Annotated in this window: 10 protein-coding genes; 2 read left to right on the top strand and 8 right to left on the bottom strand. The window is 53.6% G+C overall.

The window, feature by feature from the left end; translation table 11 throughout:
• Nucleotides 1–2: 2 nt before the first annotated feature.
• The 4 genes from B4V06_RS00585 to B4V06_RS00570 form a co-directional block, all read right to left on the bottom strand.
• Entirely contained in the window at nt 3–308 is a 306-nt protein-coding gene (locus B4V06_RS00585) for a DUF8156 family protein (protein ID WP_498166587.1), read from the bottom strand.
• 2 nt (nt 309–310) lie between these two features.
• Entirely contained in the window at nt 311–1,255 is a 945-nt protein-coding gene (locus tag B4V06_RS00580) for a hypothetical protein (protein WP_498166584.1), read from the bottom strand.
• A 240-nt stretch (nt 1,256–1,495) separates the two neighbouring features.
• The gene (locus B4V06_RS00575) at nt 1,496–2,530 is read right to left on the bottom strand and encodes a type II restriction enzyme NmeDI-related protein (RefSeq protein WP_498166582.1); all 1,035 of its coding nucleotides are present in this window, start codon (nt 2,528–2,530) and stop codon (nt 1,496–1,498) included.
• A gap of 275 nt (nt 2,531–2,805) precedes the next feature.
• A complete protein-coding gene (locus B4V06_RS00570) occupies nt 2,806–3,831 on the bottom strand; it encodes a Cdc6/Cdc18 family protein (protein ID WP_498166579.1) in 1,026 nt (341 codons plus the stop codon).
• Between the two features lie 423 nt (nt 3,832–4,254).
• Between B4V06_RS00570 and B4V06_RS00565 the strand changes: the two genes are divergently transcribed.
• The gene (locus B4V06_RS00565) at nt 4,255–4,659 is read left to right on the top strand and encodes an XF1762 family protein (protein WP_498166576.1); all 405 of its coding nucleotides are present in this window, start codon (nt 4,255–4,257) and stop codon (nt 4,657–4,659) included.
• A 72-nt stretch (nt 4,660–4,731) separates the two neighbouring features.
• Here B4V06_RS00565 and B4V06_RS00560 read toward each other — a convergent pair whose 3' ends face one another.
• The 4 genes from B4V06_RS00560 to B4V06_RS00545 form a co-directional block, all read right to left on the bottom strand.
• On the bottom strand, nt 4,732–5,595 hold the full coding sequence (locus tag B4V06_RS00560) for a RecB family exonuclease (RefSeq protein ID WP_498166574.1): 864 nt from the start codon (nt 5,593–5,595) through the stop codon (nt 4,732–4,734).
• A 4-nt stretch (nt 5,596–5,599) separates the two neighbouring features.
• Nucleotides 5,600–10,915: a DEAD/DEAH box helicase gene (locus B4V06_RS00555; protein ID WP_498166571.1), complete on the bottom strand. Its 5,316-nt coding sequence runs from the start codon at nt 10,913–10,915 to the stop codon at nt 5,600–5,602.
• A 112-nt stretch (nt 10,916–11,027) separates the two neighbouring features.
• A complete protein-coding gene (gene druD, locus B4V06_RS00550) occupies nt 11,028–12,863 on the bottom strand; it encodes a Druantia-type antiviral defence protein DruD (RefSeq protein WP_498166568.1) in 1,836 nt (611 codons plus the stop codon).
• Nucleotides 12,860–14,314 (bottom strand): competence protein CoiA family protein, encoded by a 1,455-nt coding sequence (locus B4V06_RS00545; RefSeq protein WP_498166566.1) that lies wholly within the window; start codon nt 14,312–14,314, stop codon nt 12,860–12,862. The genes druD and B4V06_RS00545 overlap by 4 nt, the downstream gene beginning before the upstream one ends.
• A 222-nt stretch (nt 14,315–14,536) precedes the next feature.
• Here B4V06_RS00545 and B4V06_RS00540 point away from each other — a divergent pair, with 222 nt between their 5' ends.
• Nucleotides 14,537–16,654 (top strand): Druantia anti-phage system protein DruA, encoded by a 2,118-nt coding sequence (locus tag B4V06_RS00540; protein ID WP_277524533.1) that lies wholly within the window; start codon nt 14,537–14,539, stop codon nt 16,652–16,654.
• Nucleotides 16,655–16,693 lie beyond the last annotated feature (39 nt).

Raw genomic sequence — 16,693 nt, 5'->3', positions numbered from 1 at the left:
CGTCACGGGTTCGAGTCCGGTGGGGCACTCTCTTGATCATCGCGTGCTGCGACCGCGGCTTCGAGCTCCTCGAGGCGTTCCTCGTGGTCGTCGAGGCGGGCCTCCTGTTCGAGATCGATGCTGAGCAGCGCCGGCAGCAGCGGATTTTGGTGGTTCAACAGCCCGCTCGCGTCGGCGTGCTCGCGGGCGTACTCGAACAGCCGGTCGAAGCGCGGCTTGTCGCGACGCCGCAGTGCCCGCCGGAACTCCGTCCAGCGCTCTTCGATGGCCCGGAGCGCATCCCGGTACGTCGGGTTTGTGCGCCCCATCGCTATCGGCCTCCTGTCCCGGTCGCGGTCCACGCATCGAGCAAGGGGTCCGCGGTGGCCGCCACCGTCTTACCGTCAGCTGTGACGCCCGTTCCGACACCCTCCGGGGTCGGCGTCGACGGCGTCGGCGTCGTCGGTTCCACGCCGACCTGCGTGGCGCGTGCCGCGAGCAGCTGCCGCCAGTACGCGAACGTCGTCTGGTAGTACGCGCCGTCGTCGACGGGATAGACGAGCGTCTCGAAGTCCTCGCCGACGACCCGTGGGCCCATCCGGGTCTGCTCGCACTCCAGGTGGTGGTCGGCGATCGTCGCGACTGACTCGGTGAATTCGTTTCGTTCGTTTCGCGTAACGAGCACCGGGATGTCGTACCCATCGGCGTAGGTCGCCAACCGGGCAAGGGTGCGGGCCTGGAGGGTTTTCGCGTGGGTTTCGCCGAGGGTATCGTCGGCGCGGTACTGGGCGTCGACGGCCGGCGCGACGATGAGGGCGGGTGTGTGGGGCGACGTGTCCTCGTCGCGACTTGGTGCCCGTCGACCGGCCGCCCCGGCATCGGTGGTGGACATTTGGATCGACTTGTTCACTGCCGTCGGGAGATCACAGACGGCGCCGTAGTGCTGGTACGCGGTAAATCCGCGTGCGACGTGGATTCGGTTGAGCAACCGTTGACTGGGCGCGATCTGGGCGAGTGTCGTCGTTGTCGCGTGACCATTTGCGTCGACCCAGAAGGCGGGCTCGTCGTGCAGGAGGAGATGGTCGAGCACGAGCGACTGCAGGATCGGGACGCCGCGGCCTCCTTCCACGTCGAGTAGCGTGATGCCGTCCTCGAGTGCCGGCAACAACATCTCGTCCGTAGCTGGATCGGCCTGGTCAGCGAGGGACCGATTGCGGTCAGCGCCCCGTGTCGGCTGTTCCACCGCCAATCGGTTCGACGTTGAATGTTCTCCCATACCCGACTAGAGGTCTACATTCCGGATAAACCGCGGCGTGTCGCTTCCGGATTTCATGGAATCGATATAATTGTTCCTTCTGCTATTCCGTGCGGGTTTTAGTTCTATTTCATCGGTTTCGTGAAGGAGTTCCGGAAAGCCACCAAAATGAACGGGGGCACGCAATTTGTGTAGAATTACAGCAGAATCGGAGGAGAAAGGGGGTTTTGATTCATTTATAGATTGAATAGGATTTGTTTATTAGAAGACGTTCTGTAGTGGACCAGCCTCTTCTACAATATTATTTGTCTCTCTTACCTTCTTAAAAGATATATAATTCAAAGAATTGTGGTCACTTCGATCCATGATCTGCTTGAACGTAGGCCGGTTCATCTCACGTCGAACCCTCTGCTCGTCATCCTGCGACGCGACGATATTCATTTTAACAGCTAAATTTGGTACCTTCACAACGAAATCAGTCATTCTCAATATACCACTGTAAATGCTAGTCGTGCTTTCGACCTCAAACATCTGTACGATGTAATCATCCTTCAGCCAAATCACATCAACATATTCGATGATATCAAGCGCGGACTCACTAAACCCAGTCAGATTTAAACTATCAATACAATCCTCTCCGAGTTCAGTTCCTTGGTAAGTCGTAGATTGATCGTTCTTAGCTACATATACATCATATCCATGTTGATGGCCTAAATCCACGAGGAGGGCTTGGATTTCTGTGTGAGTTCGCACCGATTCTTCATCAGGCTCATCTTGACTCGATAGTTTTCTATCTGTGTCCTCTTCTGATTTCCCCGGGTTGAGATCCTGAAAGGCCTCTTCAACCGAGTTGTATTTCTGTAGAAGATTAGAGATTGCGTCATCTGAAGGCCGGTTGAATCCCATCGGTATGTTAGTTTCTTTGTATCCGAAGAGTCGGTTGACTTCAGCTGGATCTATGGAAACTTCTTGGTAGTCATCTATAGTGAAAATCAGCTTCCCTCCATCTTCTCCCCAGAGATATTCTGCAATCTCCGGGTTTTCAAAAACCTCCCTTACTCGACCAGTAGCAAAGAATTCTCCATCATTATAGAATAGAACAGGATCCCCGTTTTCCAAATGCTTGAACGAAGCCCGAGTTTTCTCATTATCACTGGTTCCCCAGATACGGACCTTATCGTAGTCTTGGAGAGGTTCTGGCGCAGATTTACTATCAACAGAGACTGGATCTGAGACGGTCTTAGAAAATCGGTCGAGCCAAGAATCGTTGACCGGAACGAAAAACATCCCACTCATCAGTGGGTAATGTAGCTAACTCTAATCGTATAAGTGTATGCGAGTGACTCTCAACCCCTTCGATTAGTGTGATTCGCTTCTATGTTATCCATCACTTATTCTCACGTGAAAGAACATCACTACTAAAACCACATAATTAGGAAACCAAAAGGTGGAAATTGTCAATTCCGCAATTAGATGACGGCAATCCCCCGTACCCAATCGGCTAGACCACGAGAAGTCAGAACGCCCTGTCTAGCGGATTCCAACTCCAGATAGGTAATACATCTTAATCACTACATCGGCGACGCAGCTGCCGAGTCGACGAGCGAGTACTCTCGATCCCGACTTGTCCCCTCCGCCTCGAGGAGGTTGTACTGCTCCATCTTCGAGAGGTACGTGCGGATAGTCCGTTTCGTCCGCGGATCATCGACGTCCTTGGAATAACGCTCGTGGATTTCGCTCGGCCCGACCGGGCCGTGCTCGCGAACGATGTCGTAGACGATGCGCTGGTGCGGCGTGAGCGAGTCGAGGCTCTTCTGCTTGATCTGGGCCCGAGCATCCTCGGCGGCGTCCAGGAGAATATCGTCGGTGATGCGCTCGTGGTTCTCGCGATCGGCCTTGCCGGCGGCCGTTCGGAGGATGCCGATTGCGAGGCGGGCGTCGCCGGCCGCCGCGTCGGCGATCCGGTAGAGCTGGTCGTCGGTGATGACGTCCTCGTCGAGCCCCCACTTCGCCCGCGCACTCAGGATGTCGTACAGCTGCTCGTCGTGGTACTTGTCCATCCGGACGTGCTCGCTGGAGCGCAGGCGGCTCACGAGGCGGTCGTCGACGCGGCTGAACAGCTCCTCTTCCTTGTTCGCGATGCAGATGATCGCGAACTGCGGGAGGCTGTGGAGGTCGTAAATGACACTGGGATCTTCGAGCTGGTCGACTTCATCGAGGATGACGACGGTTCGTGGACCGTCGTGTTGCTGAAGGCGGTCGACGAGTTCGTCGTGCGGTGTCGACTGTCGGTGGATGTCGATGGTGGCGCCGAGGTCGTCGAGAATCTGGTATAGGGTCCGGAATCTGGTGTAGTTGCGCCAGCAGTTGACGTAGGTCGTCTCGACGTCGAGGACCTCTTCACGGAGCCTTTCGGTGACGAACTTCGAGATGCAGGTCTTGCCGGCGCCGCTGGGTCCGGTGACGATTGCTGTATCGGCGGGTTCACCGTTCGTGATGGGCTCAAGGACGCTGGAGAGGTGGTTGACTTCGGCGTCGCGATGCTCAACTTCCCGAGGGACGAACCCGGCGCGGAGAACGCGAGCATCGCGGATCATCTGTTACTGTTCGACCTGTTTCCCGTCTAGTCATAAAAGCGTGACCGGGTTGTTTCCGGAAAGGCCTACATTATCCCTGCTTGATCGCTGTTTTGATAGCTTCTAAGAGCGCTTGGGCTCTTAACAGGTCTCTCCATAGGGATGTTCTCGGAAAGAGGCATTCCTAGATGATCAGAATTCACGACTTGTCTACTTTACGAGTTTTGAGGTTCCTCGATAATCTCTGATCCGAACGTACTACCGCAGAAATATGGGTCCATTCTGGTGGTCTCGTTTTGTTTTTTTATGCGCCTGATTGGGTGAGGCGCAAGTTGCCTCAGGCAAACGATGAAAAATCCAATATCAGTACCCGACTCTGTATCGGATCTCAAACTAACCCGAGAGAGAAGCCGAAACGAGATCAACGATTTCCTCGAGTCGGATATGGTAGACCACAAATTGGGTGGTATTCCTGGATGGAAAGCTGCTTTCGGAGCTCGTTATAAGTCTAATCTAATTGCAGTCTGTGTTCTCGGCCGTCCAGTGGCTCGAATGGTTGACGAAGATAAAGAAATCTCAATTACACGGTACGGATCGCGACCTGAAAGACCATCAAACACGGGTTCTTGGCTCATCGCACGCGCGCGAAAGTGGGCGTTCTTAGAGGGATATCAACGGATTTCTGCTCACGCTGGAGTAGCAGGTAACAAGGGAACAATTTATTCAGCGGCAGGATTCAAACTGGTTCGGGAAGAGAAAGCTCAAGGAGATGGCTGGGAGTCGCGCGAAGGGCGTTCCTCCGTCGATGATTTTGTTCGTCGCAAGTGGATTTATCAATTGCGTGATTGAATTGTGCTATAATCCGATTTGATTTGTATGCGGTAGATGAGGTATAAGACGACCTAATTCGCACTTTACTACTTAGTTTGGTTCTGGTTCTTCACCCGTGATGGTTTGTCCGTCTATACACCGGTGAAGGTACGAACATTGGCTACATTTCTGGACTGCTGGATTGGTCTTGTAGGATTCGATGTCCCCCATACTCGTCCAGAAGGCCCTATCATTCGTAATCCGGTCTCGGATCTGTCTCATGTCTTCCGTGGTCGGCACCATTCGGTCGAACTCCCCACTTCCAGTATGGGCTAATTGGACCCGAATCCGACTGAGTTCGGGTTCATACGCTTCGTGAGCATAGAGTGCATATGCTTGCATCTGTATTGTAGGGTTACTAAACCGGTCATACGTGCCTGTCTTCCAGTCAGTAACGACAAAGTCTCCCTCTGGGTTTCGCGTACAGAGATCTGGCTGGACGGTGACGGGTTCTTCGGAGACTTCGAACGTTTGGCGCGTTTCGTGGGCGATATACTGGTGGTCCTCAAGGTGGGGCCAAATCACCCGGAAGAACTGCCTGATGTGATTACGGGCTGTACGAACTAATGACCTAGTGAAGGAATCGCTATCGAAGGATTCCCCATCCGTAATGTCAATCCGATCAGCAATCGTCTCAGAATTCGCTTCGACATACCTCTCAAGTTCGTCTTTCGCATATTCAGTTGCAGTCTGAAGATGGATGTTCTCACCCCGAGCCCATCGTGCAACCTGCCCCGCGAGAGATTCGTGTACGATAGTTCCCAGATAGGCCCCTGGCGACGGTGTATACTCACTATAGTCCTCGGTAGACTCGGTCTGTTGGTATCGATAAAAGAACCGCCGGGGGCACTCTTCGAACAGCTGTGCTGCCGACGCCGACCAGTTTACGTGTGCAAACTGTTCTGACCCATCCATTCCGCTATTGGAGTTGATCGACGATTGAGTGAGCCACCTCTGGCAACCGTTGGGACAACTCGTAGTCTGAGTAGTCCTCGTCGTACGTCGCCGACGTCGGGGCACGTGACCGCCGCAGACTCGAACGAATACCAAATGTCATCGTCGTCCCGTCAATCTCGATTTCCCATTTATCGTCGTCAATCGCCCTGAGTGCAACATCTTCTTCCTTCAACTCCAAGGCACGTTCGAGCTGCTTTATCAGGCTCTGTGTCTTATCAGGACGAAGCGTTGGTGGAGTCCCCGTCTGTGCGTAATCGAGCAAGGCCAGGCCTTCGTGGCGATTCAACGAGTCGTGGAGATGGCGGTTCTGATACCGGCGCAGACAGTTGTGACACGCCGTATCGCATGAGCAACTCTCGAGGATTGAACGGGCTTCTGCACACACGGCGTCGAATTCCTCCCAGACGCGCGATGAGAAGCCAGCACCGCCAGCGGTTGTGTCGAAGAGGAAGACCTCGATAACGCCCCGTGCGTCGATGTCGGCGTGCTCTGCCGAACGAGTACGGAATCCACCTTCGAGTTCGTCATCTTCGATGCCCAGCGCACGAGATGCACCCATGACTAATGCTTCAGCTAACGACTGTCCTGGTGTCTCGAACCATGCTTCGGATGGAACAAACTCCATCTCATCACCTAACGGGATTTGGAGGACGGTCAAATCACTGGGGAAGCGGTGGCTGAAACTCGTCGTGACTGTTGAGCCGGTACACTGATCATCCCAGTCATATTCTCCAACAAATCGGAGATCCTTGGGGTATGGACGGGCGTGTGGGTTCGAGAGCGGACCTTCGCGGCTAACGGCCCCACAATCGGTGCAGACCTCGAATCCATCCTCATCAGCCCCAAAGTTAGCGACAAGAAGCTGTTCGTCATTCATCTTCCCCACTATCGAATGGCCAATGGATTTCTCCTCTGCCATCTCGCTAGCGTTCTCACTCTCGTGAGAAGTCGACGTCAGCGGGTATTTAGGCTGTGTCGCGTAGGCGCGGTTCTCGTTGTAGTCCGATCCTTTCTCAGCTGCACCTGTCTCATCGACTTTCGGTGCAAATGCCTCCGGGGTGTACATTTGAAGGGAACTGACGGTCGCTCCCTCACAGACTGGACATTCCATATCCCTGGCTGCCAGACTCTCATTATGCTCGTCAAAGACCGTCTTGCAGACGTCACACCAGTTCAACCAATCGAGGTCTCCCCAGTCTTCGCCAGCTACTCGGTTCTTCGGGTTGTCTGGGAATTTGACATAGACACCGTAGGACTCGTAGGTCTTCTTGTCAACGACGATCTCTCGGCCTGGTACGTACGTTGAGAGAGCCTGTTTCAGATCCCGAGACATCTGGTACTTGTTCTTCGGCTGTGACGACCCGGGCTCATTTTCGCGCACGACGAAGTCGGCCACATCAGTCGGGAACGAGAACGTCGGAAGGAGGGCTGCATCGAGAAGGACGGAAAGTAAATCGTCGTCTTCCGTGGATTGCTCTTCCCATTCTGTCTTGGCTTGTAGCTCCTGGAGTTCGCTTAGGAACTCTGTAGCGGCGTCGCGGACTAATGCGACCTCCCAGTCGGATGAACGTCCCTCTCCTAGTGCATCCGGAAGGAGGGCCCCCAATTGCTCGAGCGTCGACGATGAATCGGCGAAGATCTCTTCGTCCAGCCAGTCTTCGAACGCGGCGAGGGTTTGGTCCCCTTCTCCTTCAAAGAACTCGGCTGTACCTTTGAGCGAGCGGAATACGGCAGCTTCCGTCTCGACGGCCGATGGATCGAAGAACCGAGCAAGCAGCGAGGCGTTGATGTGCCGCCGGGCGATCTTTTCGTTGCCGGCGTAGATGACCGGTGCGTTCCCCTCGCTCGTTATCATCTCCTCTGGATTCTCGAAGTAGTGTGACTCGTGAGGGGAGTTGTCCGCGAAGGTGACGATCGTCGAGAGCCCAGCTCCGCGACGTCCTGCCCGACCAGCACGTTGCTCATAATTCTCTGGTCCTGGCGGGACCGTCCGCATGGCCACGCCAGTGAGACTCCCGATGTCAATCCCGACTTCCATAGTAGTCGTACAGCTTAACACGTCGATTGGCTGATCGGCCTCGGAGTCCCCGACAAGGATGTCCTGAAAGAGCAGTTCGTACTCTTCGGAGCGTGCGAATGCCTCGGAGTTGTCCTTTGCACTCAGCTGTGCGGAGTGCTCTTCTGAACGCAGCGTGAGCGGGTCCCGTTCGCCATGGAGCACTTCGCGTGGCGGGTTCCGAAGGAAGTTCTTCCGTGCCTGGAGATGGATGTCATCGTCACTAACCGGACTCAGAGTTCCGCGACACCCATCGTAGGGACACGAATCATTGAGAGACACTACCGAGAACCGGCGACATCCTTCACACCGGTACCAATCGTCGTCGAGTCGGAGATCGATTGTCGTTGCTTTTGGATTGACAAAGTAATTGCCGTGGGAGGCCCCAAACAACACAGGCTCTGTCGTCATCAACGCCCGTCTCAGACTATTCCACGCCTCTTCCGGCACTTCGTCGTCGAGTGATTCTACAACATATTCAGGGATTATCTCGCTGTGGGGGAGCCCCGTATCGTCCGGGTCAATCCAATTTTGGTAGGGATAGGAGTTCGAACGTCGTCTGGCTTCAATGCTTGAATCAAATGCCCGTTCCTCGCAGGCATGACGAAGCGCCTCGATGAGGATGCTCTTGAGTTGGTCTGTCTCAATTTCAGGGACGGCCTCATCGATTTTCTCAAACACTTCCTCGGACGGCGCAATGTACCCGACGAGAGCGCCGGTGATGGAGTACTGTTCATCGCCCAACGATCGGAGGAGAAGTTCCTCATATTGGCGGGGACGCTCCGACAACGCATTGCGTGCGGCTGGCACCTCCGGAATATCGTCGATGGACTCAAGGTAGTACTCATCGACAATATCGGACAGGTTCCCACGAATATCCTCGAAGTGGGAGCGTGAACCCTTATACACGACACCCGACTGATTCGTGTATTGGTCGCTGTCGTCGAAGAATACGATGTTGTTTTTCGCACAGTAGACTGCGAACTCGGCGAACAACCGATCCATCGTGATTTCATCATCCGCGGATCCAATAATGTCGGTTAAGACCTCGCGGAACGAGTCGGATTCAACGTTCGATTGGAGGTCGCGAGCTAAGCGGGCCGCCTTCTGTCGACCGTCAGAGAAGCACAATACCTTGCGCCCCTCGTTGGGGAACTCCTCTTTGAGTGGGTCGGTCGGCTGGATACCGAACATCGAGCGGACGCTGTGCGCGAATGGTTCCTCACCTTTGGTGACCAGATCTTCGACCTTCGTGTCGCCATTCGGACGACGTCGCTCTTTGATCCCGCACGCCGGACATTGGGTCCAACTCCATGCACCGCCCTCGTCCGGCGGCTCTTCAGTCGGGACCTGAACCTCGATATGAGTGGTCGGTCCTTCGTCGTCCACATGCCGATCATCAACAAGATGGCCGGAGGCAATCGAGAGGTTTCGTGAGGTCGTCGTCTCGGCGAGCGAGCGTCCGTGTTCGTGGTCTGGATTCGGGTCATCCCGAGGTTCCTCAACTAAGAGATGAAGCTCGTCCAAGTCCTCGCTGCTCTCAGGATCTGACCACAGGAACGTCGGCCCGCGGTCGTCGTCAGAGCGTCGATAGGCACGCAGATATGCTGCTCCACAGGTGCGGTGGCTAATCAGTTCGAAGACTCGACTGCCACAGGACTCACAGGTCGTGTGCGGATTACTGTAGATGCGCCCGAGGAGGTTCTCCCCCTCTGTTACCCGGCGGCCGCTGCATTCAGGATTGACACACGCATACTGGGCGGGGAGCCCTTTGAGGAACATATGCAGGCGTGTCGGAAGCAACGCCTGATCCTCCCCCTGGCGGGCCTCGGTACAAAGATACAGAAGATTACCCGTCGCCTCACGAGCCAGCTCCTGATCGATGTCCTCGAACAACTCTTCGGCAAGCGCCGATAGGCGCAGCGGCTCTTCACGAAGATATTCGTGTGCTAACCTGAAGAGTGGGTCATCGACTAACTGGTCAGCGAGGTACGAACGGACCGATTCTACGTCATTACTTTCAAGAGGATCCCAGCCTCGTTCGCTCGCAACGTTACGAATCTTCGACGGATCATCGAGTTGGTAACCAACCCGCTCTAGGAGTTGCGCCGTGCGTTTCTCGCTCGGTTCTCCACCTTCGTACTCCACCTGCTCACCGGTGATTACTGAGAAATCGTCCGGATCTCCGGTTGTGAGCTGGGCCGCAAATTCTGGGGCTGCTTCCTCTACGTTTTCGCCCATCGTCGCACTCGTGAGGATGAAGCGCACACGTTCGCGAGATATCCCGAGCTTCTGGAGCAAGCGGCTCAACAAGAGTGCCACCTCTGCTCCTTGGGCGCCTCGGTAGAGGTGAGCTTCGTCGAGGACGATATTCAACTCGTTCTCTTCGTCCTCGGCCAGCCATTCACGGGTATCCTCAAAGAGGGGTTGTTCGATTGGCCGAAGTAGCATGTACTCCAGCATCGAGTAGTTCGTAATCAGGAGATCAGGCGTCCCGCCATGGGGATTGCTTCCATCGCGAGTGTGCATCTCTTGACGCGTGAAGAGTTCCGTGTCGCCTGGTTGGGTACGAAAGTTTGTTTCTTTTGGTCTGTTATTATTATTCAAGAATCCTTCCAGATTCTTGGCCGGGATACGGCCTTTCTCTGCGAGTTGTTCGTAGAGGTCTGGCTGCTCTTCTTCTAACTCAACGTACCTTTTGATGACCGGCCTGACCAAATTATCGTTTTTGCTGGTGTCATACTCCCCGTGATAGGGTGTACGACTCGTATACATCCCAAACTGTACCCGCCGACCCATATAGTCCTCAAGTGTATCTGCTCCGTCCTCATTACCGAAGAGTAGGCGCATCCGCGAGAGTTGATCCGCGACGAGAGCGTTCATTGGATAGAGAACTAATGTCCGTATCCCACGTTTGTCGGCTGTTTCGCCTCGCGCTGCTTCTTGTGCGAGTTGACCCAGAATTGAGTAGAGGAAAATCTCGGTTTTTCCGGATCCTGTTCCAGTGGATACGATGAGGTCGTCCTCGTCGTTGAAGAACGATTGGAGAGCGTCGGCCTGGTGTTTGTACGGCGGATCGAAGATATCGAGATCGTCGCTTTCGAGATCTTTCAGCAAATCGACGACTTCGCTCGGCAAGCCCAACTCTCTGAGGGAATCCCCCGAAACATAGGTCGGAGTAGCCTCGACCCACGGTTCGGTGGCCGTCTCTCCCTCGTCCATCAGGGCACGACGTTCCTTGAGAAGCCGCGGATGATGGAGGTGGTAACGTGATTCGATGTACTGTTGAAGGTCGTTCTCGAGCTCTTCCGAGACTTCTTTGATTGATTTCATGTTATGTGTTATCGATGATGGTCACGGGCAGTTCGTCAAAGACCTCCCGCACTGAATCAGCATCGGTGTCCGAAATTCGCCATTGAAGCTGATACGACGATGTTTCAAGCCACTCTGCTCCGACTGCGTACAGCCAACGCATCTGTGCCCGCGGCGGTGCAAAGTCACAACTCAATAAGACCTCCTCCTCATATCCGGTGAGTTCAACAGTCTGTGGGTCCTCAGCCATTGAGTCAAGAATTAGGCACGCATGCTTGCGGTATTTCGGCGAAACACTGACAGCCCTGGTTTTGCCGTCGCCCGATTGAACCTTCAACTGGTAGGTATCGGCACCGTATTCGACTGGAACTCGCCACAAGCTGATCGCAGTTCCGTCTGCCTCTTCAATGACGAGCGGCTCACCGTCTACGGTAAATCCATAGTACTGTCCAGTGTATGGTGCCCAATCCTCCTCCGGTTCCCACGACTCCTGCGGTCGCTGTTCGATGTACTCACGTAGTGTGGCTGGCGTCGTAATCGGCGCCTCGTCCAGACCGATGTATTCGTCTTTAGATTGAACAGGGATTTCTCTCGAACGCAATTCTTCTTCACTGGTGTCAGTAAGAATCCGCGTCAACCCTCGGAATTCGATATCAAAACCGGACTCTATGAATAGACGACTTGGATCTCCTGAAACGAGCACGGCCTCAGATTCGGAGATCATTACAGCTCGCGTCGGTGCTGGAGCATAGTACCCCTGTGAGAGTTGTATCACATCACCGAGGAACGTGATTGTGGGGCCGGTACGCTCTGTTAATGCTGCCCGAAACCACCCGACATCATCGGATACTTCATCGGCACCAGCGACCGGCTGTCCGAGAACAGCTGCCAGCTTATGAACAACCCAGTGGCGGATTGCGGTGATGTGTGCTTGTGGATACTGTTGGCCACCCGATTCAGCTTTCTCCGCAAGACCGAGTCGGATTGCCTCACCAGCTATGGCGTCTCGGATACCGATCTCAGTTGATGGTAGTTGGTCGCCACTCACGCCAGTAAACCGCATAGCAAACGCACGAAATGGTTCTTGGCCGAACCCCGCTTGCTGAAGTTGCTGCATCCGAGTATCGTGCCCTGGATCTTCGATATCACCCACCGAATCATATACTTTTGTCACTTTGCCAACTCCGCGGTCTCGGTGAAATCTAATGAGTTCCCCTTCGATTTTTTGTCCGATTCGGGCTTTCTCTCCAGAAAAGTAGACAGGCAACCCGTCCACATACGCGATGAGACTACTGCCGTCGGTGTCATCTATCGTTGCCGTGAATGACTCGCCCTTTTTGATAGGGAGTTTGTCCCAGCGCTCACGGAGGATATTGAAGCGGATCCTGTAGCGTTTCCCACGTGCTCTTGCGTTCAGGATCTCTGCATATCCCGGTTCGCGTCCTACAACGTGCACTAAGTCGCCTTCATCTGCTTGTACTGGTCCGAGTTCGACGACTTCACCACCGGCAACGGCGAGTCCGAGGCCATACTCATCGATCTTATCCACCTCAATATAGGTTTGTTCGCCCTCTTGTGGAGGTTGGTCAGGAAGAAGGCCGCTTACATGGCGTCGAATGTGGTCTTTGTAATCGTCCGCGAGGACTTCCTCGGTCAGGCAAAGTGCGAAATGAATCGATGTTCCAGCTACTGAATCTGCCCCAAGGTACCGCAATCGAACCGAACGACCGGGTTGGCACGTCACCGGGCCGATATTAATTCCTTCTCCTTCGTATTTGACAGTACAAGTTCTCCGTTTTCTCCGTTTCGTAATCTTGTCTACTTCCGCTGTAAACTCGTCACCGGGTTCCAGATTCATTGTTCCCCCTGCGGAAAGCAGATCGATACAGCCCCAATACCATTGAACCGGATCTCGAGTTCATTACAGCCGCTCTCTACCCAGTGGATGACCTCCGAGATAATATCACTGATTGCTGTTACGTCTCGGCTGATTGTCGGACCGAGCGATGCGCCTTCAGCAAATGTAGCGATCACTTCCAGTTCAAGGTCTTCTGGCCCGACATATTCGAGGTTGGTATGTAATAAATGAGGATTGAAACCAACGGGCATACGCTTTGAGGACGGACCTTCGATAGGTGAGAGAAAGTCACGATGTTCCTCATCTTGGATTTCAATACCAATTCGTCGTGATTCTGGCTCGGTTGCGTCTATGAACGTCGATTCTTCGGATGGGTGGAGGTGAATCAGACGATGCCGATCGGAGTTCCGCTGGTGGATACTCACACGACGCGATCCATCAGAGGGTATCTCAGTTGTGTAGTAACGAGGATTTCCCGCTCCAGTCCGATCGATTTCGACTGTCTCGTTTGCATCTTTGGGGATGGAAACGACCTCGAATATTGGATCGACCTCCTCGGAGGGAGTAACTCCAACGAGAACTGGTTCCTTTGGTGGTGCGTATAGGGGTGCCTCAACGGTTGGGTTTGTGTGTGCGGGTAATACAACGTCAGCATCGAAGCCGTAGTTTTCTGTACTAAGGCCTCCCCCATAGCGGTCGAGAAATGGTTCCGTCTTTTCGGACGCCCGGAACCCGACTAAGGATACATCTGCGAAGTCGTAGACGTCCACGAACGACACTTCGGATTTCGGGGGATTCTTTGAGACCAGATATACCCACATATCCTTGCGCACTTGGTGATCCGAGTTATATCGCTGCGCCCGAGTTTCGTCACCAACAAAGAGATCACCATGTTGGAGCCCCGAAGTAGTCCAAGTGCCGGTGATACTTCCGAGGGCATCTGGACCTGAGATTTGAAGTTCGTAACTATCCGCTGTTGGGTCAAGATCAAGCGTGACCTCTGCCTCCGATGGGTGGAAGTTACTCGGTACGGGGGGATGTGTGATTCCTGTTGCCTCGATTTCGACGTTTTCTAAGAGTGTGTCCACGTCCTCATCTTCTTGGATTTGATCCCAATCGAGTGATGGAACGATGCCAAATAATTCGATGCCACCGTCATGGCGTTGCCCTAGATAGGTTCGAATCGACCGCTCACGCTCACCCTCTTCGATGTCCGAGGTACGGAGATCCTCGATCATCTTTTCAACACCCTCGTCGCTGGACAGTGAACAGGAAATGTCCTCCAGAACGCCTTGCTTATGAGCGAAGTACTGGCGCTGAGTCCCAATACGAGGGGTTAGAAATTCACCACATTCTGGGCACCGGTAGTAGTCTGACTTACGTTGGGCCTCTTCTATTGGAGTTTTCGTTCCCTCCGGGTCGAGTCCGAAGGGGATAGAAAGTTTACTCACGAATGGATCGGAGCCCTCCGGTGTAAGTCCTGATAGTTCCCTTACGCATGTGTTATCAAACCTGAGGGACAGATAGAATAAATCTATTGAAGAAACACAAACATATAATCCTCCAAACAATTGTGGCAGGACCCCTTGGGTCGTTTAGGGGTGTGGACTGATCTGAGTCGATACTCTTTTGGATTTCAGCAGAGAACGATTTGCCACATCAACCAGATTACTATGGGTGCGAATTCTGAACGAGAAGTGGATTTTTCGCCTAATCTCCCGGACCAGTACCAACGCCGATTTGAGGCTCTGACCGATGAACTGATCGAATTTCAGGAGGACCTCGACAGGGAAGTTGCCATCAAGGACGAGATTCGCTATATCGAGAACGAAATCGAGGATGAAGTAACTGAAGGCCAGATTCGATATCTCGCAGCGTTAGAGGTTCTCCTAGATCTTATTGAGATCAACTATGACATTCGCAAAAACTCCGAACTACACGTAGTTCGGCCGGATCCTGATCGCTACAAAGACGACCCAGAAGAGTTCAAGAAACAGGAACGCGCTGTCCTTCAGAAAGAACGACGGGCGCAGTTCCGAGAGGAAAGCGTCCGCGAGTTCGTCCGGAAAATGGAGCGAGACACCCGCGTAAATACGAATGGCGGGCGAAGTGTTCTTGAACTAATAACCGATGGGGAAGAACTCTACCAAGACTTAGCACCGCTTCAGGACCAGGACCAAGAGGAAATCGCCGAAGATCTAGAAGACGTTGTCCAACCCTACATACAGAAAGTAGAGACTGGGGAGAAATGTGATCACACCGAGTTGGACCTGATGGATATCTGGCGGTATTTCCGCTACACTTGGCTAACACCATATAACACGGTCCCTGGAAGAAACATCAACTTCCTTATTAGAAATGCAGCGAAGCCGAAAGACCCGGTGATGGGGATTGCGACACTGGCAAGCCCGATGATGAACCTGTCAGTCAGAGATGACTATATCGGCTGGACTATTGACGCGGTCGAAGATAAACTCCAGCGGAAGAAACGGGTTCACGAATACGAGGAGCAGCTGCCAGAAGAGAAGCGGACGCCGGACAAGAAAACTCGGACAGTCACCAATACAGAATGGCTAGAGACCGAGGAAGAATACGAAGAGAGGGTCAGCGAGTTCTGCTCCGATATACGAGAAGCCCTAGAGGACGCCATTAAGGACGCAATATCCAACATCCGACACGACGACTTTGCCGAGGAGCACCCTGAACTCTCTGAGGAAAGCTTCGTCAATCCCGACGAACGGGTTATCGAGATTCTTGAGCAGATAGAAGAGGAAGCCGAGCAGACCATTGAAAATGGTGAGGACGAGAACCCGGAGAAGATGGAGTCTTGGGAGGAAAGAAGTGAAACAGCCCTGTTCCGGAAAAAACGTGCTCGAGCACTTCAAAAGCTTCTCCGCGACCGAAAATACTTCCAAGAACACAGCGAAGAGGACGATGTCGAGTTCATCAGAACTGGGTTGAATAACGACTCCGGGCGGCGAGCTATCAAAACAGCTCTGAAGGAGATCAAAAAGGAGCGGGTCGGTGCCGGGATGATGAACATCATGGTCTGTGGCGCTATCCCTCCCTATAACCGTATTCTCGGAGGGAAGCTTGTGGCGATGGCCTTGACGGGTCCCAAGGTCATCGACATGTACCAGGACAAATACGGCGACTACCAGAGCGAAATCGCCAGCTCGATGAAAGGCGAAGCAGTGAGTAAACGGAATGAACTGGTTTTCCTCGACACCACTGGCCTGTTTGAGATTGGAAGTGCCCAGTACGACCGTATCCGGGTTCCAACCGAAAACGGCGAGATCGAATACGACCAGATCGGGTACACTGAAGGATACGGTTCAATCCAGTTCGGTCCCGAAACACGAAAACGGATTAGTCAGGTCACACAGTTAGAGGAAGGTCGCAAGGTGGTCCGAGGTCGGTTCGGAGAAGGTGTCTCTCCTCGCATCCGGAAAATCCGCCGTGGCCTGAAGAACTGCGGTTTAGAGACGGATCTCTTGAAACACGAGTCTAGACGGATTGTGTACGGAATCGATCTGGCGGAGAACTCCCAAGACTATCTACTGGGAATCGACGACAACCCAGAATACTACTGGAAGTTCGACGACCCACAGAAGGAGCAGGAGTCAATCTATCAGTATTGGATTGATAGGTGGGCAAGCATGAGAGCTCAGAAACAAGACGTCTTGGAGAATATTAGGGAATTTGACAAGCAAGAATTCAAATTGAGCAGCGAGATCGATTTCGACAAACGGCAAGCCAGTCTCAGTGAGTTCATTATAAGCAACAGTTAACATGACGGGAACATTCGGTCACCAACATCAACGATAAAT

The sequence above is a fragment of the Halorubrum sp. B53 genome, from assembly GCF_059752395.1.
Note: the sequence above shows the minus strand (reverse complement) of the source record. Positions and strands in the feature narration are given on the sequence as shown.

Bases quoted from the DNA above. Each gene is read 5' to 3' on its own strand.
- B4V06_RS00580 (WP_498166584.1), bottom strand. From the start codon at position 1,255: ATGGGAGAACATTCAACGTCGAACCGATTGGCGGTGGAACAGCCGACA.
- B4V06_RS00555 (WP_498166571.1), bottom strand. From the start codon at position 10,915: ATGGACGAGGGAGAGACGGCCACCGAACCGTGGGTCGAGGCTACTCCG.
- B4V06_RS00575 (WP_498166582.1), bottom strand. From the start codon at position 2,530: ATGAGTGGGATGTTTTTCGTTCCGGTCAACGATTCTTGGCTCGACCGA.
- B4V06_RS00570 (WP_498166579.1), bottom strand. From the start codon at position 3,831: ATGATCCGCGATGCTCGCGTTCTCCGCGCCGGGTTCGTCCCTCGGGAA.
- B4V06_RS00540 (WP_277524533.1), top strand. From the start codon at position 14,537: ATGGGTGCGAATTCTGAACGAGAAGTGGATTTTTCGCCTAATCTCCCG.
- B4V06_RS00565 (WP_498166576.1), top strand. From the start codon at position 4,255: ATGGTAGACCACAAATTGGGTGGTATTCCTGGATGGAAAGCTGCTTTC.
- B4V06_RS00585 (WP_498166587.1), bottom strand. From the start codon at position 308: ATGGGGCGCACAAACCCGACGTACCGGGATGCGCTCCGGGCCATCGAA.
- B4V06_RS00560 (WP_498166574.1), bottom strand. From the start codon at position 5,595: ATGGATGGGTCAGAACAGTTTGCACACGTAAACTGGTCGGCGTCGGCA.
- druD (WP_498166568.1), bottom strand. From the start codon at position 12,863: ATGAATCTGGAACCCGGTGACGAGTTTACAGCGGAAGTAGACAAGATT.